This window comes from Synechococcus sp. N5 (assembly GCF_900473925.1).
Lineage (GTDB): Bacteria > Cyanobacteriota > Cyanobacteriia > PCC-6307 > Cyanobiaceae > Parasynechococcus.
Genome location: NZ_UCNI01000004.1, coordinates 46,668 through 68,816, shown reverse-complemented (window position 1 = coordinate 68,816; position 22,149 = coordinate 46,668). Strand labels below are relative to the sequence as shown.

Here is a 22,149-nt window from a genome sequence, read left to right as displayed (position 1 = left end):
GAGACGGAGTTCATGGGCTGATGGTGGTGTCCGCGAGTCGACGAAACGCTTGGACTGATTGTGTCTGTGCTGTCCGGGGTGGTCTCAGACCGGTCAAAGTGGCAAGGAACAAGACCTTGACTTCAGACTCTGTGTCTTCCCTCTGGATCGAGCGCAGGGTTGGCAGAAACTGTCCAACCTGTCCACGTTAATGAAGTCTTCCGAAGTTTGCAAGGTCCTGTCGCATTCGCGGCGATGCGTTGAGGTCTGGCTGGAGGCTGGGCGGGAAGGACGCTCCTTCAGTTACGCCGCAGATCCCAGCATGGGATTGATGCCGGGAGATCTGGTGCGGGTGCGCCTCCGGGGTCGAGCCATGCATGGATTGGTGGTGGCGGAGCGGGAGTGGGCTGAGCAGGATCCTCAGGAGCTGCAACCGGTGGAATCGCTCCTGCAGCGAGCTGCTGTCGATTCGGATTGGTACAGCTGGCTGGAGCGGGTGGCGGACCGTTGCCATCTCAGTGTCTTCCGCACCTTGAAGGCGGCTTTGCCGTCGGGCTGGATTGGTCAGGCCGGCCAGCGTTCCCTGGCCGGCGGGCGTCAGATGTGGTGGATTCAGGCCCGGGTCCCCCCTGATGCAGCGAACCCACCTACCCCTCGCCAGCGGGAGCTTCTGGCTTGGTTGGAGGGCCAGGGCGATGGTGCTTGGCAACGGGACCTGGTGGCCAGTGGGTTTGGGGCGCAATTGCTGCCGCCGCTGATCCAGCAGGGCTACCTGGTGCGTGAGCAGCGTCGTTGTGAGGACAAGGGCTCCTCAGCTGGTTCTGGCCCCCAGGAGCTTCCCCAGGCCTTGACGGCTGAGCAGCAGGACGTGGTGAAGGCCTACAAACAGCTGTCTCCGGGGAGAGGGCTGCTGCTCTGGGGAATCACCGGCTCCGGCAAGACCGAGGTGTACCTCCAGCTGGCTGCCCAGGAGCTGGAGCGGGGCCGGCACGTGCTGCTGCTCACCCCCGAGATCGGATTGATTCCCCAACTCGTTGACCGTTGCCGCAAACGCTTCGGCTCGCGCGTTGTGGAGTACCACAGCGGTTGTGGTGACGCCGAACGGGTTCGAACCTGGCGCCGCTGTCTTGCTGCCGAACAGCCGTTGGTGGTGGTGGGAACCCGCTCCGCGGTGTTCGTGCCGTTGAAGCCGCTGGGGCTGGTCGTTCTGGATGAGGAGCACGACAGCTCTTACAAGCAAGACGCACCCATGCCTTGTTATCACGCCCGGGACCTGGCTTTGGACCGGGTTGTGATGCAACAGGCACGGCTTGTGCTGGGCAGCGCCACGCCGTCGCTCGAGAGCTGGATTCAATCGGGCTCGGATGGTGCCTTGACCTTGGTGCGCCTGACCCAGCGGATTTCCCGGCAGTCCCTACCGCCTGTGCATGTGATCGACATGCGCCATGAGCTAGCCGAAGGACACAAGCGTCTGGTCAGTCGCGCCTTGATGGATCGTCTTGCGGCGCTGCCGGAGCAGGGCGAACAGGCCGTGGTTTTGGTGCCTCGTCGGGGATATAGCCCCTTTTTGAGCTGTCGCAGTTGCGGCGAGGTGGTGATGTGCCCCCACTGCGATGTGGCGCTCACCGTTCACCGCAGCAAGGCCGGGCGTCAGTGGCTGCGTTGCCACTGGTGTGACCATCGTGAAGACCTGGAGAACCGTTGCAGTCACTGTGGTTCCACGGCCTTCAAGCCGTTTGGGGCCGGGACGCAGAAGGTGTTGGAACTGCTCTCTCAGGAGCTCGAAGGCCTTCGTTTGCTCCGCTTTGACCGCGATTCCACCGGGGGGCGGGATGGCCATCGACGCCTGTTGGACCGTTTCGCTGCTGGAGAAGCCGACGTCTTAATCGGTACGCAGATGCTGGCCAAGGGCATGGATCTGCCGCGGGTCACCCTGGCGGCGGTGCTCGCGGCGGATGGGCTTCTGCACCGCCCCGATCTCCGCGCAGGAGAGCAGGCCCTGCAGTTGCTGTTGCAGTTGGCGGGCCGTGCCGGGCGAGGTGAGCGACCGGGGCAGGTGTTCGTGCAGACCTACACCCCAGAGCACCCGGTGATTCAACACCTGGTGGATGGTCGCTATGAAGCGTTCCTCTCCCAGGAGGTGGCCCTCCGCAAGGAGGCGGGTCTGGTGCCCTTCAGTCGTGCCTGTTTGCTGCGCCTGTCTGGAGATTCCCCCAGCAAAACAGCAACGGCGGCAGCGGTGCTGGCGGAGCAGATCCGGCCGATTTGTCAGCTCCAGAATTGGTGGTTGTTGGGTCCTGCTCCGGCACCTGTGGCCCGGGTTGCTGGCCGAAGCCGATGGCAGCTGTTGCTGCACGGTCCGGCGAGCTCCCCGCTTCCGCTGCCTCCGGGACAGGCCCTCTGGGATAGCTTGCCTAAGGGTGTGGCGCTCACTGTGGATCCCGACCCGCAGCAGCTTTGATCAGGAGGGCAATTCAGGGAAGCCAAAGCCCAGCTTCCGACGCACCACCTGCAGCACCATGCTGCTGATCAGCAGCATCAGGATCACCACGCTCCCCAGGCCAAGCGGATTCCAGCGCCAGCCCTGCCAGCTGACTTCGGTGGTGGTGCCGGTAACAGCCGTGCGCTCCACCTGCCCGTGGTTCAGGCTCAGATGAACGTCGAGCCCGGGGATCTCGGGCAGATCGCTGAGGTCCACCATCAGCTGCACGTGCTGCTGCACCCCCAGCAGCCAGTTGCGTTCTTCGAGCTTGAGCGTCGGTGGCGGGAGTGAGACTCCAGCCGCGCGACCTGCCACTGCAACCACGGTGGCTATCTGTTGCGCCAGCTCGTGCGACGAGGCAACACGGCTGCTGATCTGTTGGCGTCCTGGGCCTGTTTGTTCGATCTTCAGCCCGGGCACGTCCCGTTGCAGGTCTCGCTCGAATTGCTCCTGCCAGGGCAGCGGGCGTTGCTGGGTGCTCCGCACGTCCCAGGTGAGGGCCAGTCGATCCGGGCCGCGAAGGTCGAGATCAGCCTCGATGCGGACGCAACCACTCAGCAACAGCGTGATCCCCAGCAGAACCGCCATCACCAGCACAGCGAAACCCGCCGCCGGTGAACGCGTCGGCCCCGTGGGTGGTGGTGGCGGGGGTTCGGGACGCCGCGACCGCCGCCGCCGCATGGTGGAGGTCTGCCCGCTGCCGGAGCCATTCAGCTCCAGTTGCGGCATCCGCATCGACCAGCGTTCCGGACGATCCAGGCTTGGGGCTTCAAGAACCCCGAGCAGTTGTTTGGCCTGCTGGCGCAACTTGGGATCGCGGCAGCGACTCAGCAGCCTGCAGGTGGCGATGGCTTTCTCGTCCTGCCCCTGGCCCATCCAGGCGGTGATCATCAGGAGCCGGAGGCCCGGCCCCTCCGGGCTGTTGAGCGGGTGTTGCTCCGCCAGGGGCAGAAGCAGCTCCAGGCCCTGGCCGTAGTCCCCGCGCTCCAGGGCTGCCTCCGCTTCAGAAAGGTCCAGTGCTGCGTCCTGCTCGCTCACCCTCTAGCCGCGTCCCACCACCATGGTGCCGATGCCGGCGTCGGTGAAGACTTCGAGCAGGAGGGCATGGGGAACCCGGCCATCAATGATGTGGGCGGCTGACACGCCCTGGGCCAGGGCGCGGATGCAACATTCGGTTTTTGGGGTCATGCCCCCTGCGACCACGCCGTCCTCGATCAGCTGTCGCGCCTCTGAGAGACGCAGTTTGCGAATCAGCGAGTCGGGGTCATCCCGATCTTCAAGGATGCCGGGGGTGTCGGTCAGCAGGATCAGTTTTTCGGCTTCCAGGGCCGCCGCCAGCTCTCCCGCCACCGTGTCGGCATTGATGTTGTGGGCTCGCCCGTCATCGGGGGTTGCGGCAACGCTGGAAATGACGGGCACATACCCCTTCTCCAGCAGCGGTTCGAGCACATCGGGATTGACGCGGGCAACATCCCCCACCAGCCCATGGCTGCCATTCCCCCAGGGGCGTGCCTCCACAAGACTTCCGTCGCTTCCGCTCAGACCAACAGCACGGGTGCCGAGCTGATTGAGGCCATTCACGATCTGCTTGTTGACGCGGCCCACCAGCACCATCTCCACCACGTCCATGGTGTCGGCGTCGGTGACGCGCAGTCCGTCGCGGAATTCGGCGGGAATTTCCAGACGCTGAAGCCACTGGTTGATTTCGGGCCCGCCGCCATGCACCACTACGGGTTGGACGCCGACGCAGGCCAGCAGAGCCAGGTCGCGGAAGACGGCAGCCCGCAGCTCGGCATGGGCCATGGCGGCCCCGCCGTACTTGATCACGATGCGCCGACCTGCGAAGCGCTGGATGTAGGGGAGGGCTTCGCTGAGCACCGACACCCTGAGGGCGTCATCGTTGTTCTGGGTGGATTGGGCCATGGCTTAGGCCTCACCTGCTGGCAGCAGAACAACGTCCAGCCGTTGTTCATCCAGTTCCTTGAGTTCCGCTCGCATCCCTTTGGCGAAGAAACGTCCCAGCCGCTCCTGCCGCTCTTGCCAGCGTTCGAGGGGAACGGCTCCCAGCAGGAAACGCATCCGCAGGCCATAGCCGCAATCGGAATGCAGCTCTTCGATCTCTTCCAACTGCGGGGGGGTGTCTTCATCCCAGAGTTTGAGCGCTTCCAGCGACGACTCCAGGTGGGCCTTCTGGCCGTAGCGCCAGCGCGTTACATCGCCGAGCAATTTGCCCAGTTCTGGGGCTGCAGCTTCGCGTTCCTTTTGAAACGTCTTGACCGGTGTCACCCGGATGGCGGGTGGGAGTTCCGACGATTTCAGGGCCAGCCCCCCCAACAAGATCGGGATTCCGTAGAAAATCGTGGGCAGGCTGAGGTTGGCGCTTCCGGTGGCGTAAGCGGTGGCACCGACCACGGTCAGCACGCCTCCGGCGATGGTGACGAGGCTGCCGGGGGAGAAGAAATCCTTCATGAAGGCCTTGGCTTGATCGTCATTTTGACCTCTAGGCCATCAGGATGGAGATCCACTGCCCCGAGCTAGATGCCTGATCCATCGTCGACCGGGATCGATGATCTGCTCCAGCAGCTCGACCGTGATCGCAGCTGGTTGCTGCTGCAGATCGATGGGGGCCGCTGGCCCGAGCTGCGGCTGGATCTTGCCGCCCTTGAACGGGAGCTCGGGCAACTGATCACCCGAGCGTCAGAGCTGCAGGACGAAGCGGGCCGTTAAGCGGCAACGCCCCGCGATTGTCCTCTGATTCAGAAGGGGATGTCGTCAGCGTCGGGCACCAGGGGCGCCGCATTCCAGCTGGCCGGTTCAGGCTCTTTCGCCACCTTGGTCGGTGCAGCCGCGGGGGCCTGGCGGCTGGGGGCCGGGGCTGAGGGGTTGCCGGAAGGAGCTGCACCCGTGGCTGCCGCGCCGATCGGATGAAGCCGAGCCAGGGTGAATTCAGCCCGTTTTTCCTTCATGCCATCGCCCCGGGGCATGGTGTTCATCCGCAGCCGGCCTTCGATCAGCAGCCGCTGCCCGGTCTGCACACGGTTCTGCAGCTCCTGGGCCAGGTTTCCCCAGCCCACCACTTTCAATTCACCCGGCGGATCACCCTCGCGAAGGGGGTCAAAGCGCACGGCCATCTCCGCAATGGGAGTCTGGTTGTCCTGGGTGTATCGAACCGTCGGTGCGTCGATCACCTCCACTTCGAGCACGCAATGGTTCATGGCTTGAGCTGGTGTCGGCGCACATCCTGATGCAAGGCCCCGCGAATGACCAGCGTCGTGTCCTGTTGCTGGCCGGAACCGGTGATGGGCCGCGCTTGGTGAAGGAGCTCTCCCGCCGCCATTGGCGTGTGAGCGTGGGTGTGGTGACGGCAACTGCAGCGAAGACCTACGCGGGATTGCCGGTGGAGCGCGTCTCGATTGGTGCCCTGCAGGGCATTGGCGGAATCAAGGCAGCCCTGCATCAGACCGGCCCTTTCCGTTGGGTGGTGGATGCCACGCATCCCTTTGCGGCTCGAATCAGCCATGACCTGCTCACGGCCTGCGCGGATCTCGGCCAACCGCTGCTGCGTTATGAGCGTCGCCTTGAACCGTTGGGAGCAGCCTCTCTCCTGGCTGATGCCGATGCATTGGCGGCCCAACCGCTCCAGGGCCAACGCCTGCTGCTGGCCATTGGAGGCCGTCATCTTCCGGCCTTGACTGCTGCTGTGCGCCGCGCCGGAGCCATTCCCTATGGCCGTGCGCTTCCGTCCCCCGATGGAGTGCGCGCCGCCTTGCGGGCAGGTCTTCCCCTGGATCACCTGGCCGTGGTGCGCCCTCTGCAAGGGGAGGTGCCGGGGGCGATCGAGCGGTCTCTTTGCCGTCGCTGGGGCATTGGCGTGGTGCTCTGCCGCCAGTCCGGTGGTGTGACGGAACAGCTTTGGCATCAACTCACCACAGATCTGGGGCTGAGCTTGCTGCTGTTGCGGCGTCCCTCCCCCCCCAACGGGATGGAATGCGTCGAGGATGTCTGCAGCCTGTTGGATCGGCTTGAGCGTGATTGAAGCGAGTGGACTCGTGCTGGCTCTCACCACGGAAGCGAACGCTGAGCGCGCCCAACAGCTGGCAGAGGCCTTGCTGGAGCGCCATCTCGTGGCCTGTGTGTCCATCCACCCCGTTCAGTCGTTCTATCGCTGGGAGGGAGCGTTGCAGGCGTCCCATGAGGTCCAACTGCTGATGAAGACCTCAGCTCAGCATGTGGCCGCTCTGCGTTCGGCCGTCTCCGAGTTGCACAGCTACGACACCCCCGAGTGGTTGTGCTGGCCGGTGACGGCATCACCGGCCTATGGGGCCTGGGCCATCGCTGAGCTCAGTTCAGATGCGTCTCCGCCAGCTGCTTGAGGGAGACCTGGGAGCGAGCCCCCAGTTGGGTCACAATCTGGCCGGCGCAGAGGGCTCCGAGCTCACCACAGCGCTCCAGTGACTCGCCCTGGGTGAAGCCATGCAGAAATCCCCCGGCATAGAGGTCGCCTGCTCCCGTGGTGTCCACCAGATCTCCCATGCCGAAGATGCCGATATCCCAGCGCTGGTCTCCACCCAGCACAACGGACCCCTGGGCACCACGGGTGATCGCAATCACTGAGCAGCAGCCGCGCACCCGCTCGAGGGCCTGGTCGAAATCGTCGGTCTCGTAGAGCGACTGAATTTCAACGTCATTGGCGAACAGCACATCGACGTGGCCATTCACCAGCTCGAGAAAACTCGCTCTGTGCCGATCCACACAGAAGCCGTCTGAGAGAGAAAGAGCCACCTTTCCGCCTGCTTCACGGCAGGCTTCGGCGGCGGCGATGAAGGCCCGTTTGGCGGCTGGACTGTCCCAGAGGTAGCCCTCCAGGTAAAGCACCTTGGCCTGCTTGACCATGGAGAGGTCGAGATCCTCGGGCTCCAGTTGGGTGGAAGCCCCCAGGAAGGTGCACATGGTGCGCTCGGCATCGGGCGTGACGTAAATCAGGCAGCGCGCCGTTGTGGCTCCACTGGTGGCTGCTGGGGTCTCGAAGCGTGCCCCAACGGCCCGGATGTCATGGCTAAAGATGCTGCCGAGCTGGTCATCCCGGACGCGGCCGATGAAACCGGCGCGTCCGCCGAGCTGCGCGATGCCCACCATGGTGTTGGCGACCGATCCACCGGAGGTCTCGAGGCCCGTTCCACTGGCCTTGTAGAGAGCTTCGGCCTGTTGTTCATCGATCAGCGCCATGCCCCCTTTCTGGAGGCCGTGTTCAGCGATGAAACCGTCGTCCGTCTGCACCAGAACGTCAACGATTGCGTTGCCGATGCCAACGACATCGAGACTGCAGTCGCTGGGGAAACGGGTCTCTGATGACATCGGGGCGTGGAAAGCAGCCCCGAAGTATGAACGTCAGCCGCTCAGGCGCTCAACAGGGCTCGTTTGGGGCCATGGATCGGATCTTCGACAACGATGGTCTGATCACGGCTGGCCCCCAGGGAGACAATGGCGATCGGCACTTCCATCAGATCAGCGAGGAAGCGCAGGTAATCCATGGCTGGCTTGGGGAGATCCTCAAGGCTGCGGCATTCCTCGGTGGAGCACTGCCAGCCAGGCAGTGTTTCGAAGATGGGTTTGCACTGGGCGAAGTCATCGGCACTGCTGGGGAAGTGCTCGATTCGCTCGCCATTGAGTTCATAGGCCACGCAGACCTGAATTTCGTCCAGTTCGTCCAGCACATCCAGCTTGGTCACAGCCAGACAGTCCAAGCCGTTGACCTGCACGGCGTAGCGACCGATCACGCCGTCGAACCAGCCACAGCGCCTCTGGCGGCCAGTGGTGGTACCGAATTCGCCACCCCGTTCCGTGAGCTGGTCATTCAGGCTTCCGCTCAGCTCAGTGGGGAAGGGGCCTTCACCCACGCGGGTGGTGTAGGCCTTGGCAACGCCGATGACGCGGTCAATCAGGGTTGGACCCACGCCTGCACCGATGCAGGCCCCGCCGGAAACGGGATTGGAGGACGTGACGTAGGGGTAGGTGCCGTGGTCCAGGTCCAGCAGCGTGCCCTGGGCACCTTCGAACAGGATGTTCTTGCGATCTCGCGCTGCCTGATGAATCGTCTGGGTGCACTCCACCACGTGGGGGGCCAGGCGCTTGCCGTATCCCAGATATTCCTGGATGACGTCTTCGGCGTTCAGGGGCTCAACGCCGTAAATGGTCTGAAGAAGTTCGTTCTTCTCCTGCAGTGGGCCTTCAAGGCGATCCCTCAGCCGCTGTTCGTCCAGCAGGTCGATCACACGGATGCCGCTGCGCTGCGACTTGTCGGCGTAGGTGGGGCCGATTCCACGGCCTGTGGTTCCGATCCGTCGAGCTCCCCGCTGCTTCTCCATGGCCTGGTCGAGCAGGCGGTGGTAGGGCATCGTCACGTGGGCCGTGGATGCCAGGCGAAGCCCTGAAATATCAATGTCGTTGGCGATGAGCATGTCCAGCTCACCGAGCATCACCTTGGGATCCACCACCGTGCCGGATCCGATCAGACAGATCGTGTCGGGATAGAGGATTCCAGAGGGAATCAGGTGCAGCTTGAGCACACGATCGTCAACAACAATCGTGTGGCCTGCATTCACACCACCCTGATAGCGGACCACCACATCGGCGGAGCGGCTCAGGAGATCGGTGATCTTTCCTTTTCCCTCGTCACCCCACTGCGCTCCGATGACGACAACGTTGGCCAAGAACACGGCGGCCCGAAGCCGCTGATCTGCACAATCCGCGAGTATCTCAGATCTCGGGTGGCCTCGTCAAAACCGAGCTGGTTTCGGGGGCTCAGCTTCCCCTGACCACTGATTTCTCAGCCTTGTTGAGTTCCTTGGCGATGCGGTCATGCAGCGCTTCCGGCAGGGGGCGATTGGCGTAGGAGGCGTAATGACCAGCCAGCGAATTCAGCGCGGTCTGCATCGTGGTGAAGGAGCTGAGTCCGTTCACACGGGGCTGGGGCCGATAACGGGACATGTAGTCGTTGATCAGGGCCCGGGCGTCGGCTTCAGCTTCGGCGTGGGTGGGATCGTCCTGAGGTAGGTCGATCACCGTCAGCAGAGTGCGGGAGACCGCCACGGTGTCTTCCACGTAGTCGCCGCTCAGACGAGCTTCAGCGTCTCCACTGCAGGCCGTCAGAAGGAGGCATAACCCGAGGCCGAGGGCTACGGCGGCCCTGCTGAGGGAGCGAAGCAGGCGTGTCAGTGCGGAGAGCATGAAACCCTTCAGTGTCATTCGACTTTAGGGGTGGAGTGCCTTGATCAGGCAGGTCACAGCCTCAGCGTGGGGAAGCTTCTGCACCTCGCGGCTGCTGCGGCAAACCAGTTCAACGGTGCCCTCGCTGGCGTCGCGTCCCACCACGATCCGCCAAGGGATGCCGATCAAATCGGCGTCTTTGAACTTGACGCCGGCGCGTTCCTTGCGGTCGTCGATCAGCACATCCACCCCAGCCTTCTGAAGCTCCGAGTAGAGCGCTTCCCCCAGCTGCGCCTGGGTCTCGTCCTGGATGTTGGCCACGACCACGATCGCCTCGAAGGGGGCGATGGCCGTCGGCCAGCAGATGCCGCTGTCATCGTGATGCTGCTCGACGGCAGCCTGCGCCAATCGCGAAACGCCGATGCCGTAGCAACCCATCCAGAACGGTTCGGTTTTGCCGTTCTCGTTGGTGAAGCGGCTCTCCATGGCCTCGGAATATTTCCGGCCCAACTGAAAAATGTGGCCGACTTCGATGCCTCTTTTTTCCGTCAGGCGTGATTCCGCGTTGTGTTGGCAGACGTCGCCGGCCCTTGCATTACGCAGATCCAGGCTGGTCGGCTTCTGCCCGATGGCCTTCCAGCTGGTGTTGAAACGGTGCAGATCGGGCGTGTTGGCACCACAGATGAAGCTGCCGAGTTCGCTGGCGGTTTCATCAGCCAGACGCAGGAATGTTGGCTCCCAGGTCTTGGCTCCCTGCAGGACGTCATCGGAGAGGTCGGGCCCGATCGATCCAAAGGGGAGCGGATCAATCTGTTGACGGTTGTTGTCCTCTGGTGTGATCGGGCGGCAATCGAGAACACCCTTGTTGAGAGTTCGGCTGACCGCGTTCACCACCTTGGTGGGATTGAGCTCCTGGTCACCACGGAGGCTCACCAGCAGCGGTTGGAGGGTCTCATCGTCCAGGGTCGCCACGAACAGCAGCACCTTCACCACCTGGCTCGGATCCCAACCTTTGGCGTCGCAGAGGCTTTCGATGCTGCCCAAGCCAGGGGTTGGAATCGATTCCTCCGGGCCGTCGGGAAGAGGAGATGCGGCGGATGGGATCGAAACAGCCTTCTCTTGGTTGGCGGCGTATTGGCCGTCATCGCTGATCAGGATCAGGTCTTCCCCGGCATCTGCCGTCACCATGAACTCCTGGGAGGCGGCGCCGCCGATCGCGCCGCTATCGGCATCGACAGGGACGGCATCCAGGCCACAACGTTCAAAGATGCGGCGGTAGGCCTGATCCATCACGCCATAGGTCTCGCGAAGATCCGCTTCGCTGGCATGGAAAGAGTACGCGTCCTTCATGATGAATTCGCGGCCTCGCATCAGTCCAAAGCGGGGACGGATCTCGTCGCGAAATTTGGTCTGAATTTGATAGAGGTTCACCGGGAGCTGTCGGTATGACCTCAGCAGCTCGCCCGCCAGGCTGGTGATCACCTCTTCATGGGTCGGACCAAGCCCCAGTTCTCTGCCCTGGCGGTCTTCAAGGTGGAACATGATCCCCTCGCCAGCGGTGTAGCCCTGCCAACGCCCGCTCTTCTGCCAGAGCTCAGCAGGGTGCAGCTGCGGCAGCAGGGTTTCCTGGGCGCCCGCGCGGTTCATCTCCTCGCGCACCACGGCGGTGATCTTTTGCAGCACCCTCCAAATCAAGGGGAGGTAGGCGTAGATCCCGGATCCCACGCGACGGATATAGCCGGCCCTGAGAAGTAACTGATGCGAGGTGATCTCCGCTTCGGCGGGAACATCCCGAAGCGTCACCAGCAGCAGGCGGGAGACGCGCATCAATCGCAACAAAATGGGATTTGGAAGTTATCACCGCTTCGGAGGCATGCCGATCGCGGAAGTGTCTGTTTTGCTGGAATTCCCCTGTGCGCCCTGAGTCTCGACTGCTACCGTCCAGCTCAATCCAGCCTGTCCTAGGCCCGTCTCATGTTTCCTCGGTCCGTTGAATCTGTGGCGACAAGCGTTCAACAAGCGACCGAACTTTCCATGGACCCGGCCCATGCGTCAGCTCAGGCCGAGGCCCTGGTGGGGATCGACGACGTTCAGAAATCCCTGAACCGTTCCCGCGCCTCGGTGTATCGCTACACCAACACAGACCCTCGCAACCTCAACCCTCCGTTCAACCCCCGCAAGCTGAACCCGGAGTACCGCAGCGATCAGAAAGATCCGCTGATGTTCCACCCCAATGAGGTGGCGCGCTTCGCCAAAGATGTCCTCCGCATCAAAGAAGTCACCGTTGAGGTGCTGAACTCTCCTTCAACGGCAACGCAACAAATCCTGGGATCGATCCTTGAGGAGCTTCGACTGATCCGAACCCATCTCGAGGCTAGTGGGGCATCCCCTTCTGATCTGGGCGCACGACTCGACCAGCAGGACCGGCCCGCGGCTTAATGATCGGTGCGTCCTGTTTTTTGCAGTGACAGAATGAGTTCAACAACGTTGTTATCGAAAGAGGGAGCTTTTTCAAGTCCCCCGTTTTATGGCCTCAGATGTTCCCCACCCGTCTCACGACGACGCCATCGCGTCTTCGGAGGCGGATGAGCCGTTCAGTCGTCGCGCCTCGTTGACGGCCATCAAAGGACTGCTGATTGCTGTTATCAGTTTCAGTGCTCCCCTTGTGGCTGTGATCACGGATCGAAGCTTCTCCTCCCCGCGACTGATCCCCACCGCCTCGGATCGGCATGGATCTCCATCAGCTCCCCCCGTCACCTTCGCCAGGCTTGGTGAATCTCATCGTTGAGATTCCAGCGGGAAGCAGGAACAAATACGAGTACTCCGCCGAAGCCGGCGTGATGGTTCTGGATCGGGTGATGCACTCCTCAGTGCGTTACCCCTTCGATTACGGCTTCATCCCCAACACGCTGGCGGAGGATGGATCGCCCCTGGATGCCATGGTGATCATGGCTGAACCCACGTTCGCAGGTTGCCTGATCAAGGCTCGCCCCATCGGCGTGTTGGACCTCCACGACCGGGATGTTTACGACGGGAAGATTCTCTGTGTTCCAGACGCAGATCCCCGTCAGGACGAGATCCGCAGCATTCGCCAGATCGCTGCCTCCCAGCTCGAGGATGTCGCGGAATTCTTCAGGACTTACCGCACGTTGCAGGGCAGCGTCGTATCGATTGATGGATGGCGCGACCTCGATGCGGTTCAGCCATTGCTTGATTCCTGCATCAATGCAGCCGATTGATCTCAGGCAAGAGCCCCTTGATCAGGCCGGATGCTTGTAAGTTGGTGCGCACTGAGATTTGCGGAACCCGTGCCCACCATCCGATTCGAGCAGGAAGGCCAGCAGGTTGGCTGCATCGAGGGCGCAAATCTGCGTAAGGCTGCACTTGATGCGGGCGTTAATCCCTACAAGAGCCTCAACAACCTCAACAACTGCAGTGGCGTTGGTCAGTGCGGCACCTGCGTGATGGAGGTGGTTGAAGGGCAAGCCAACCTGTCCCCCCGCAGCGATGTTGAAGAGGTCTATCTGGCCGATCGTCCTGCCAATTTCCGCCTGAGCTGCCGCACCACAGTGTTTGGTGATGTCACCGTTCGCACCCGCCCTGCTGAAGGTGTGGGCCGCGGCTCCAACAGCCTCGTTGGTGCGATCAAATCCCTGTTCGGCCGCTGAGCCTTGGCCGGAACCCTTCAGGTTTACAGCTACAACCGCTGCAGCACCTGTCGAAAGGCATTGGCCTGGCTCACTGAGCGAAGCATTGCCCATGAGGTGCACGACATCACCCTGACTCCACCGTCCAAGGAAATGTTGGTGGCCGCTCACCGATGCCTCGGCGACAGGAAACTGCTGTTCAACACCAGCGGCCAGAGCTATCGCGCCATGGGCGCGGCAGCAGTGAAGGCTCTGTCGGATGACGAGGTTCTCGAGGCCTTGGCTGCCGATGGAAAGTTGATCAAACGACCATTCGTGGAGGTGAATTCCTCCACTTACCTCACCGGCTTCAAGCCTGATCTTTGGGAATCTGCACTCCAGGGCTGAAGTTCAATCCATCCAATTCGCTGATCAGGGCGTCCACATCGCCTTGGTCGCGGATCTGACGGAAGCTTGAGCGTTTGATCTCTTCCAAAAGGGCGACCAGCAGATCCTGGCTGCGGCTCAGGACAGGTCCCTGTTCCAGGGTGTGGGCCAGCTCCTCCCAGAGCCGATCCAAGGCCTCGGATCCAAGCGATTCCAGAACAGGGTCCCTCTGACCGATGCGGTTTCCGGCTCCCTTGGACAGGTCGAGCACGGAGGTCACCATGCTCTCTGCCAGCTGGCGGCTGAATTCCGATTCGGCGTTTTGCAGTCCAGGCAGTCGCCGCAGGGCATCCGGCACCACGTTCCGGTCCAAGCTCTGCTGCACCAGATGGCTGATCAAGGCTTGCAGTTGCGGTCGCATGGCCGGGCCAATGCGGGTGAGCAGAAGGGGAAGCCACAACCGCAGCAGCTCGATCACCTCTCGCTCGTCGTTCAGATCACTGCTCTGATAGCTGCAGAGTCCGCGAACCTTCTCCGGCAGCTGTGGTGATCGGATCAGTTGCTGCAGAGCATCGACCACCCTGACGGCGATCACTTCAAACAGCTCCACAGCCAGCAGGGCCACCACGCCGCGGCTGATCACGGCACGCAGCGGTTCGAGTTGCAGTAGGCCCGCTCCGCAAAGCCGTTCTGTGACCGGAACCACCCTGAGCCAGCGCGCAAACGGCAGCAGCAGGGGCAGGTCGATCCAGCGGCGTAACAGGGCATCGCGCCAGCGGATCGCCGGATAGCGCTGTTTCAGGCGCCAGGCACGCAGAAGAATGTCGAGCAGAAACAGCAGTTGAAATGGCGTATCGATGCGCCAGCTCAAATCGCTGGGGCGCCCGTTTTCATCGATGCTTCGCCAGTAGTTGCTTTCCACCAGCGGCAGAATCTGCTGGCTCCAGAACTGACGCTCCTGGCTCCAGGGGGAGCGTTCCAGATGCTCGGCGCTCAGGAGGAGGTTGGCGGAGTCACGGGCTGATTCCAGGCCGGTGCGGGCGCGCAGTCGGTTCTTGAATTTTTCAAGGGCGCCGGCTTGGCCTGAACTGATGAACGGATTGCTGTCCATCAGCGCTGTGGTGAGCACCACCTGGTGCTGCAGCAGATCGGTGCTTTCCGCCGTGCGCGGGCCGTTTTGCTGCAGGGCCCGATCCAGGGCGGTGTAGGCCTTGAGGTAAGCCTCGGTTTCGCGATGGGGTTCGATGCCCTTGAGGGGATCCAGCCATGGAGTGATGTCCGGCAGCCAGGGCAGGGGAACCACCAGGGGAAGCGATGGCACCGGATAAAGATTGCGTTGCAGCCAGAAGTTGCGCAGGGGGATGTAGGTGAGATCGATGGCAACCCAGGTGAGATTGACTGCGGCGATGACAGCAATGGCCTGGTCCCACCGGCGCCAGCTGAACAGGCCGTGTTGGGGCTTGAGGGCTTGCCAGCGTGGACGGATCATGGGGCCTGCAGGCTCCCCCTATCGTGGGTCGAAAGATTGAGCCTGCCCACATTGAACGCGGAGAGAGAACCTTCCGATGTGAAGGGCAGAGTGAGCGCGATCTGGGAGTTCTGGGCCCCTTTTCTGTTCACGGTTTCGCTGTATCTCCTGCTCCGGCAGTTCGCCTTTGAAGCCCGCTACATCCCTTCGGGGTCGATGCTTCCAGGGCTTCAGGTGGGCGACAAGTTGATCGTCGAGAAGCTGTCCTACCGCTCCCGACCTCCTCAGCGGGGGGAGATCGTTGTGTTCAATTCCCCCAGTGCCTTTGATCCCGTTTGGAAATTGGAGGGGGGGCAACCCAATCCACTGAAGTGCGGCTTCGTCACCTTCCCGGGCATCAGCTGGGTTGTGGATCGTGTGCTGTTGCAGCGTTATCCCGAATGTGAGGCCTGGATCAAGCGGGTGGTGGGTGTTCCTGGTGATGTCGTGGAGGTGAACAGCCGTGGTGCCGTGAGCATCAACGGCACTGCCTTCAACGAGCCTTACGTCACCAATTTCTGCTCCGATCGCGACGGAATGATTGGCTGCAAGGGCCTCTATGCCGTGGTCCCCGAAGGCAACGTTGTTGTTCTGGGCGACAACCGCCGCAACAGCCAGGATGCCCGTCGTTGGCCAGGCGGCCCGTTTTTGCCAGACGATCAGATCATTGGCCGTGCCGTCTTCCGCTTCTGGCCCCCTTCGCGCATCGGTTCGCTCAGCAATTGAGGCCACAGGCCACAACGCGTCCCTGAAGCTCGCGGCCCAGCCAGGGAATGTTGGCGGCACGCGGTGCGCCGGGAGTGTTGCTGCTGATGCTCCAGCGTTGATCGGGATCGAACAGCAGCCAGCGCCGGCTGCCCTGCTCAAGCTGTTCAGGCGGCTGATCGATCAGAGCCGAAGGCCCAAAGCTGAGGGCCTGCCAAAGATCTTCCGTGGTCCAGCGGCCCGGCCGAACCAGGGCATTCCACAGCGCAGCAAGCACCACATGGTGGCCGCTGAGGCCTGCGGGGCGCTGCTCGCCCGGCAACAGCATGTCCTCAGCATCCAGAGGAACAGCATGCACAGCCACGGCAGTGATCGTTCGATGCTGAACGGCCTGGATCAACTGCTCGCGGTCGTTCGGGCCACCGAGGGAGGGGCAGACGCGCCAGCCCGGATCGCTGCTAGCCAGCATGCTGCGGTCGGTGAGGAGATGCCACCAGCTCACGCTGCTCAGGGGCGGGAACTCGCAGCCTGAAAGCTGCTGCACCGCAGCTGCTGTGGAGAGGTTCATCAGCCGTAGCTGTCGTTCCGGATGGCGTTGATGCAGCAGCAGCAACTGGCTGAGGGGAACGGTCTCACTGGTGATTGGATCCGCTGGCCACCCGGCCCGCAGCGTCTCCACGCCTTCCCGCACCAGCCCCTCCCCCTGCAGCGCGGGATCCCTGGGTGCCACGAGCACTGGGCATCCCCCCATCTCTCCGAGCAGCAGTCCCCGTTCCAGTAACGGGGTTGGAACCACGGCGTCATCATCCGCCAGTCCGATGGCACCGTGTTCGAGAAGATCGCCGTGGGGGGCGAGTTCATCTGCCTTGCCGCCGCGGCTGAAGCCTCCCCAAAGGTGCAGACGAACCGTTGCTGTTTGATCCTGCTCGAGGCTGAATCCTTGGAGCCGCTCCGGACAATCGCGCCAGCTGCTGCTGCGGGGAAGCAGGCCAATCTGGCCATAGCCTCCCGCGGCGGCACAGTGGCGCAGGCTTACGGCTGTTTCTTGATCGCCACTGAAGGGGGTTTCAAGGATGGAATGCGGATCCACCAGGCAGGGGGCGACCAGCTGATCCGGTGCTGGGCTGGCCTTGATGCCCAGGCCCAGGGCCTGCTGCCGGGCTTCGTCGTCAAAGCCGACGAGAATCCCCTGGTTGATCAGGACTGCACCGAGCTGCACTGAATGTCCGGGGCCACGCAGGACGCGCACCGGATCCAGCAGCAAGGTGTCGTTCATGACGTCAGAGAGCGCCTGCTGCCGTGCGGTCAATCACGCTTCCGAAGTGGGAGGTGAGGTTGAGGCAGGTCACCACTGCAGGCTGGCCTGGATCGGCGGCGATGTCGACCACCGTGACACCACCGTTGCCTTGTTTGACGGCCCAGATGTCGGCCGGGGTCAGCCCCAACAGGTCGCAGAGGATCGTTTTGTTGACGGCGTCGTGGGCTACCACCAGCACCGTTTCCTCAGGCTTCAGCTCGCCAGCGATCTCCCCCCAGCTCCGGACGGAACGGGCCCACACGTCCTGAATGGTTTCCCCTTCAGGCATCTGCACGGTTTCCGGAGCCCGTTTCCAGGTGTCCAGTAGCTCCGACCAGTCCTCTCGGATTTCGGATTCGAGCTTGCCTTCCCAGACTCCGTGTCCGATCTCCACCAGTCCATCGATCTGGGTCAGGGGCACATCGGGATGGGCCTCGAGAATGATCTGGGCCGTTTCGGTTGGACGCGACAGCGTGCTGCTCCAGGCCCGATCGATGGGGATGTCTTTGAGGAAATCGCGGGCGGCCGCGGCTTGACGGCGACCGTTCTCATTCAGCGGAATATCGATCTGCCCTTGGAAGCGCCCGGCTTTGTTCCAGTCGGTTTCGCCGTGGCGCACCAAAATCAGCCTGGCGTTTTTACCCTTCTCCGGCAGCGGTTGCAGGTGCGTGGTGCTGTTCAGGCATTCGATCTGCACCTGGGGGCCGTTGTCTCCTAGCCGGATGTTGAAGACCGAAAGGGAGGTGTTGTCGACGCGGAGACGCCGGAAGCCGTGGTCGGGTTCCCCGAGCAACACCAGCATCAGGCAGCGCAGGATGGCGTTGTGGGCCATCACCAGCACCGTGTCGTTGCCGGTGGCTGGATGGCGCTCCAACAGCGTGCTGATGAAGCCCCGCGCCTGTTCCATCAGCTCAGGCAGTGGCTTGTAGCTCGAACCATCACGACGCTGGAGCTCCAGCTCCATGGGCCGCTGCTTCCAGATCTTGTAGGCCTCCGTTGAGCCTTGCATCAGCTCGCCGATGGTCTGGCCGGACCAGGGCTCAAGATCCACTTCCAGCAGTCCGTCATCAAAGACGGGATCTGGGGCCTGGCCACCTTGGGTCTCCAGCAGGCTCGCCGTCGTCGCAGCCGCCCGCTGCAGGGGGGAGCTGTAGACGGCCTGGATGCTCACGTCCTGAAGCGAGCGGCCCAGGGCCCGGGCCTGCTCGTGCCCTTCCTCGCTGAGGTTCGAGAGATCATCGCGGCCCTGGATCCGCCGTTCCTTGTTGAAACTGCTGAGACCGTGGCGGACCAGAAGAAGACGAAGGGGCACGGTTCAGCGTCAGGGCGCGGCCATCGTATGGAAGCGGCCTTTCGGGGGGACAATCGTGGGCAGTTGAAGCCTGCTGGTGCCCAGTTCCCCACAACCGGTTTCCCCGCGCTGGAAGGGACTTCTGGCGGCCTTGTCCCTCGCTTTGGCCGGTTTTATCTGGTTGTCGGGCTTGATGGACAGCCTCTCGCGACCTTCGGTGGCACCGGCCCTGAGCCTTCAGCAGCAGGAGCTGACGCTTCTTGCTGAACCAGCGGTGCCGCCTCCGTTGCGGGACGCTCTTTTAGGGGAGTCGCCGCGGGATGCGCTGCTCAAGGCCCTGGAGGGCATCAGCCCAGAGGCGCGCAATGAGCGGCAGCAACAGATGCTTCTGTTGTTGCAGGGCCAAGGTTCCGCATCCGCGGAGCTCGATCGTCAAGACGACGACCCGTTGCTTCAGCAGCTGCATTGCGAAGCGGACGCCTCTGATCCGACGCTCTGCATCGATGCTGCAGCCGCGGGGCAAGCGGCGTTCCGTTTGGCCGTCAGCACAGTGCTGCCTCTGGTGACGGCCCTGCTCGGTGGACTGTTGCTGCTTGGTCAGGCCTGGCGTCTGCAACGTGGTCGGCTGATGGCTTGGCCCGATGTTCAGGGGCCGGAGCTGACCCTGGTTGATATGGCCCTGCTGGTGGCTGGTGGCTTTGTGGTGATCAGTGCCGTTGGCGTTCCGCTGGTGGCGTTTCCCTTGGTGGGTGCACTGACGGCGGGGCTGGGCAGCCCTCGTCGTGAAGCCGTCAGTGTGGTGATCAACTACAGCGTGATGGCCCTGCCAAGCCTGCTGATCCTGTGGCGGCAACTGCGTTCTTTGCCCGGGGAGAGGGCACCGCTGGGGGGGTGGATGCAGTGGCGCGTGCGTCCGCTGCTTTCAGCTCTGCGGGATGCCCTGGCGGGCTGGTTGATGGTGACGCCGGTGGTGATGCTCACGGGGTGGTTGCTCGTGCGCCTGGTCGGTGATCCCGGGGGCAGCAATCCGCTGTTGGAGTTGGTGCTCGGCAGCCGTGATCCGCTTGCCCTGGCCTTGCTTGCGCTCACTGCGGTTGTGCTGGCCCCGCTGTTTGAGGAGACGATTTTCCGCGGTGCCTTGCTGCCGGTGTTGGCGATGCGACTCGGTCCCCTCCCGGGGGTCCTGCTCAGTGGCCTGTTGTTTGCCATGGCCCACATCAGTGTTGGCGAGTTGGCGCCGCTCACGGTGTTGGGGGTTGGGCTTGGTTTGGTGCGACTGCGCAGCGGACGTCTGTGGCCCTCGGTGCTGATGCATGGGCTTTGGAACGCCGTGACGTTCCTGAACCTGCTGCTGCTCTGAACCTTGCCCCGCCTTTCTACAGGTGGTTCACTGGCCTATTCGCCTGTGATCCCGGTGGTTGCCGCTCCGGAACAGCGTGCATCGACCACAGCTTTCGAGCTGATTCAAGGGTCACTGTCCTCCGGACGCATTGCACGACGCTCGCCTCTTCTTGGGGGGCTCCATCGCCTGATGGACGGCACGCTGCTGGGGTTGATTGCGGCGGTTGCCGTTCTGGCTGGTCTCACGCTGCACTGGCAGCATCGCTGGACTCTGGCCTTCCGCCTGCTGGAGGCAACCCGAACCCAGGCGCACCGGTTGACGGAATCAACCGCTGTGATGGAGCAGCACCTGTTGCTGCGGTCTCAGCAGCCCAACCGTCTGGTGCCAACGCAGGTGGCCAATCTGGTGCATCTTGATCGCCCTGATCTGGGCGCGTTGCAAGCGTCCGCCTCCTCTCCCATGGCATCGCTCCAGGCCCTGGGAAATCAGCCCATCAGGGCGGGGTACTGATGACGCGGGTGTCGGGGCGTCGACCCATCCGTTCGCGCCGCTCCCGCGCGCGGGTCGTTCCCCTGACCCAGGTTCCCCCCAAGCGGCTCTGGATCATCTTCTGGATCCTGGCGGCAGGCTTGCTGGGGCTGGTGGGTCGCATGGCCTGGCTGCAGTTGGTGCAAGCCCCCGACCTGGAGCAGCGTGCCCGTCAGCTGCAAACCCAGCGCACCCAACCCTTGGGGCAACGCCGTCCGATCGTCGATCGCACCGGCCGTTTGGTCGCGATGGATGAAAAGCGGTTCCGGCTCTGGGCCCATCCCCGCTACTTCAACATGCCGGGAGATGCCCCCAACCTTGTCCGCCCTGCCGAAGATGTGGCGGCGGTGTTGGCCGATCCCTTGGCTCGTCCTGCGCCTGCGCTGCTGAGGGCCATGGGAACCCAGGCCTCGGGGATCAAATTGGCTGAGGAGCTGGATCCGGAAACGGCCGATCGCATCCGGGCCCTTGGAATCAGCGGCCTTGATCTGGAGGCCTATCCCCAGCGGGTGTACCCCCAGGCGTCGTTGTTCGCCAACGTGGTGGGTTTTCTCAATGCGGAGCGGCAACCTCAAGCTGGTCTTGAGCAGAGCCGTAATGGGGATCTGGCTCGCCATGAGCAAACCCGATACCTCCGCCGGGGTGCTGATGGCACGCCGCTACCGGCCAACCTCGCCCCGGGAGCCTTCTATGGCGATGATTTGCGCCTGCAGCTGACGCTGGATTCCAGGCTCCAGCAGGTGGCCCTCAAAGCTCTTGCGGAGCAGGTTGCCAAGTGGAAAGCCCAGAAGGGCGCCGCAATCGTGATGGATGCGACCAACGGTGAATTGTTGGTGCTGGCGTCGACACCCACCTATAACCCCAACCGCTACTGGGACTTCCCCACGGGGCGGTTTCGTGAATGGTCCGTTCAGGATCTCTATGAACCAGGCTCAACGTTCAAGCCGATCAACCTGGCCCTAGCCCTTCAGGACGGTGCCATTCAGGCGACGGATCGGGTGAATGATGTGGGCAAGCTGATAGTCGGTGGTTGGCCGATCAACAACCACGACAAAAAAGCCCATGGTTTGGTGGATTTCGCCACCGTGCTGCAGGTGTCAAGCAACGTCGGCATGGTCCAGGCCATGCGCCGTCTTGACGACGACGCCTATTGGAACTGGATGGAGCGTCTTGGCATCAATCAGCGTCCTGACACCGACCTGCCTGGAGCGGTGGCTGGTCAGCTCAAGAGCAAGAAGCAGTTCACCAGTCAGCCGATCGAGCCGGCTGCGACGGCCTTTGGTCAGGGGTTTTCGCTCACACCGCTCAAGCTGGTGCAGCTGCACGGGATGCTGGCCAACGGTGGCAAGTTGATCAGTCCCCACATCACCCGTGGCTTCCGTTCGGGTGATGCTTTGGCTCCGGCGGCGGCACCCAGTGGTCAGCAGTTGCTGAACCCGGAGGTCACGCGCACGGTGCTCCAGTGGATGGAATCTGTGGTGGATCAGGGCAGTGGCAAGGGTGTGAAAACACCCGGCTACCGAATTGGTGGCAAAACAGGAACGGCGCAGAAGGCCCTCAATGGGATCTATCTCCCAGGAGCCAAGATCTGCAGCTTTGTGGCGACCTTGCCGATTGAGGATCCTCGTTATGTGGTGTTTGTGGTGGTGGATGAGCCCCAAGGCGAACACGCCTATGGCTCCACCGTGGCCGTTCCTGTCGCCAAACAGATCATTGATGCCTTGCTGGTTGTGGAGCGCATCGCCCCCTCAAAACCTGCTGAATTGAACAAGCTTTTGAACAGCTGACGCATCAAAAAG

At 62.7% G+C, this 22,149-nt stretch carries 24 protein-coding genes; 13 read left to right on the top strand and 11 right to left on the bottom strand.

Translation table 11 applies throughout. From position 1 onward, the window contains the following. Nucleotides 1-190 precede the first annotated feature (190 nt). Nucleotides 191-2,440 (top strand): primosomal protein N', encoded by a 2,250-nt coding sequence (gene priA, locus DXY03_RS05160; protein ID WP_115009470.1) that lies wholly within the window; start codon nt 191-193, stop codon nt 2,438-2,440. Here the strand turns inward: priA and DXY03_RS05155 are convergent, their stop codons facing one another. Genes DXY03_RS05155 through DXY03_RS05145 form a run of 3 tightly spaced genes read right to left on the bottom strand, consistent with a single transcriptional unit; the run spans nt 2,441 to nt 4,930 of the window. After that, a complete protein-coding gene (locus tag DXY03_RS05155) occupies nt 2,441-3,499 on the bottom strand; it encodes a DUF3153 domain-containing protein (protein WP_115009469.1) in 1,059 nt (352 codons plus the stop codon). Nucleotides 3,500-3,502: 3 nt separating this feature from the next. Further along, nucleotides 3,503-4,384, bottom strand: coding sequence for an acetylglutamate kinase (gene argB, locus DXY03_RS05150; RefSeq protein ID WP_114987976.1), 882 nt, complete (start codon nt 4,382-4,384; stop codon nt 3,503-3,505). Nucleotides 4,385-4,387: 3 nt separating this feature from the next. After that, nucleotides 4,388-4,930 carry a DUF2854 domain-containing protein gene (locus DXY03_RS05145; RefSeq protein WP_115009468.1) on the bottom strand — a complete coding sequence of 181 codons (543 nt, stop codon included), beginning with the start codon at nt 4,928-4,930 and terminating at the stop codon, nt 4,388-4,390. Between the two features lie 69 nt (nt 4,931-4,999). On the opposite strand from DXY03_RS05145, the gene DXY03_RS05140 reads away from it, so the two are divergent. Beyond that, nucleotides 5,000-5,188, top strand: a complete 189-nt coding sequence (locus DXY03_RS05140; protein ID WP_115009467.1) for a hypothetical protein — start codon at nt 5,000-5,002, stop codon at nt 5,186-5,188. 29 nt (nt 5,189-5,217) lie between these two features. On the opposite strand, the gene DXY03_RS05135 is transcribed toward DXY03_RS05140, so the two are convergent. Continuing rightward, complete coding sequence (locus DXY03_RS05135) at nt 5,218-5,676, bottom strand: single-stranded DNA-binding protein (RefSeq protein WP_115009466.1); 459 nt, start codon at nt 5,674-5,676, stop codon at nt 5,218-5,220. A 29-nt stretch (nt 5,677-5,705) separates the two neighbouring features. On the opposite strand from DXY03_RS05135, the gene DXY03_RS05130 reads away from it, so the two are divergent. Next, nucleotides 5,706-6,497, top strand: coding sequence for a precorrin-6A/cobalt-precorrin-6A reductase (locus DXY03_RS05130; RefSeq protein WP_115009489.1), 792 nt, complete (start codon nt 5,706-5,708; stop codon nt 6,495-6,497). Then, entirely contained in the window at nt 6,460-6,834 is a 375-nt protein-coding gene (gene cutA, locus DXY03_RS05125) for a divalent-cation tolerance protein CutA (RefSeq protein WP_170951989.1), read from the top strand. The genes DXY03_RS05130 and cutA overlap by 38 nt, the downstream gene beginning before the upstream one ends. Here the strand turns inward: cutA and DXY03_RS05120 are convergent. The 4 genes from DXY03_RS05120 to DXY03_RS05105 all read right to left on the bottom strand — a co-directional run bounded on the left by DXY03_RS05120 (nt 6,803) and on the right by DXY03_RS05105 (nt 11,494). Then, the gene (locus tag DXY03_RS05120) at nt 6,803-7,816 is read right to left on the bottom strand and encodes an adenosine kinase (protein WP_115009465.1); all 1,014 of its coding nucleotides are present in this window, start codon (nt 7,814-7,816) and stop codon (nt 6,803-6,805) included. The genes cutA and DXY03_RS05120 overlap by 32 nt on opposite strands. A 41-nt stretch (nt 7,817-7,857) precedes the next feature. After that, entirely contained in the window at nt 7,858-9,177 is a 1,320-nt protein-coding gene (locus DXY03_RS05115) for an adenylosuccinate synthase (protein ID WP_170950485.1), read from the bottom strand. An 85-nt stretch (nt 9,178-9,262) separates the two neighbouring features. Continuing rightward, nucleotides 9,263-9,688, bottom strand: coding sequence for a photosystem II protein Psb27 (psb27, locus tag DXY03_RS05110; RefSeq protein ID WP_115009487.1), 426 nt, complete (start codon nt 9,686-9,688; stop codon nt 9,263-9,265). A 24-nt stretch (nt 9,689-9,712) separates the two neighbouring features. After that, entirely contained in the window at nt 9,713-11,494 is a 1,782-nt protein-coding gene (locus tag DXY03_RS05105) for a proline--tRNA ligase (RefSeq protein ID WP_115009464.1), read from the bottom strand. 207 nt (nt 11,495-11,701) lie between these two features. On the opposite strand from DXY03_RS05105, the gene DXY03_RS05100 reads away from it, so the two are divergent. The 5 genes from DXY03_RS05100 to DXY03_RS05085 all read left to right on the top strand — a co-directional run bounded on the left by DXY03_RS05100 (nt 11,702) and on the right by DXY03_RS05085 (nt 13,701). Then, nucleotides 11,702-12,106 carry a resolvase gene (locus DXY03_RS05100; RefSeq protein ID WP_244272329.1) on the top strand — a complete coding sequence of 135 codons (405 nt, stop codon included), beginning with the start codon at nt 11,702-11,704 and terminating at the stop codon, nt 12,104-12,106. Between the two features lie 88 nt (nt 12,107-12,194). Next, on the top strand, nt 12,195-12,455 hold the full coding sequence (locus DXY03_RS12225) for a hypothetical protein (RefSeq protein WP_170951988.1): 261 nt from the start codon (nt 12,195-12,197) through the stop codon (nt 12,453-12,455). Next, nucleotides 12,397-12,906, top strand: a complete 510-nt coding sequence (locus DXY03_RS05095; RefSeq protein ID WP_115009462.1) for an inorganic diphosphatase — start codon at nt 12,397-12,399, stop codon at nt 12,904-12,906. Before DXY03_RS12225 ends, DXY03_RS05095 begins: the two co-directional genes overlap by 59 nt. A 69-nt stretch (nt 12,907-12,975) precedes the next feature. Next, nucleotides 12,976-13,335 (top strand): 2Fe-2S iron-sulfur cluster-binding protein, encoded by a 360-nt coding sequence (locus DXY03_RS05090; protein WP_114987966.1) that lies wholly within the window; start codon nt 12,976-12,978, stop codon nt 13,333-13,335. Between the two features lie 3 nt (nt 13,336-13,338). After that, complete coding sequence (locus DXY03_RS05085; protein ID WP_115009461.1) at nt 13,339-13,701, top strand: arsenate reductase family protein; 363 nt, start codon at nt 13,339-13,341, stop codon at nt 13,699-13,701. On the opposite strand, the gene DXY03_RS05080 is transcribed toward DXY03_RS05085, so the two are convergent. After that, nucleotides 13,664-15,169: a hypothetical protein gene (locus DXY03_RS05080; RefSeq protein WP_115009460.1), complete on the bottom strand. Its 1,506-nt coding sequence runs from the start codon at nt 15,167-15,169 to the stop codon at nt 13,664-13,666. The genes DXY03_RS05085 and DXY03_RS05080 overlap by 38 nt on opposite strands. Before the next feature lie 78 nt (nt 15,170-15,247). On the opposite strand from DXY03_RS05080, the gene lepB reads away from it, so the two are divergent. Further along, complete coding sequence (gene lepB / locus DXY03_RS05075) at nt 15,248-15,913, top strand: signal peptidase I (protein WP_115009459.1); 666 nt, start codon at nt 15,248-15,250, stop codon at nt 15,911-15,913. Here lepB and DXY03_RS05070 read toward each other — a convergent pair. Then, complete coding sequence (locus DXY03_RS05070; RefSeq protein ID WP_115009486.1) at nt 15,903-17,168, bottom strand: dihydroorotase; 1,266 nt, start codon at nt 17,166-17,168, stop codon at nt 15,903-15,905. The genes lepB and DXY03_RS05070 overlap by 11 nt on opposite strands. Before the next feature lie 4 nt (nt 17,169-17,172). Beyond that, nucleotides 17,173-18,501, bottom strand: a complete 1,329-nt coding sequence (locus tag DXY03_RS05065; protein ID WP_115009458.1) for a histidine phosphatase family protein — start codon at nt 18,499-18,501, stop codon at nt 17,173-17,175. A 76-nt stretch (nt 18,502-18,577) separates the two neighbouring features. On the opposite strand from DXY03_RS05065, the gene DXY03_RS05060 reads away from it, so the two are divergent. From DXY03_RS05060 to DXY03_RS05050, 3 genes are read left to right on the top strand one after another with little or no spacing between them, the layout of a single operon-like run. Then, complete coding sequence (locus DXY03_RS05060) at nt 18,578-19,840, top strand: CPBP family intramembrane glutamic endopeptidase (protein ID WP_115009457.1); 1,263 nt, start codon at nt 18,578-18,580, stop codon at nt 19,838-19,840. Between the two features lie 3 nt (nt 19,841-19,843). Next, the gene (locus DXY03_RS05055; RefSeq protein WP_244272327.1) at nt 19,844-20,332 is read left to right on the top strand and encodes a hypothetical protein; all 489 of its coding nucleotides are present in this window, start codon (nt 19,844-19,846) and stop codon (nt 20,330-20,332) included. Beyond that, entirely contained in the window at nt 20,332-22,137 is a 1,806-nt protein-coding gene (locus DXY03_RS05050; protein WP_115009456.1) for a penicillin-binding protein 2, read from the top strand. The genes DXY03_RS05055 and DXY03_RS05050 overlap by 1 nt, the downstream gene beginning before the upstream one ends. Nucleotides 22,138-22,149 lie beyond the last annotated feature (12 nt).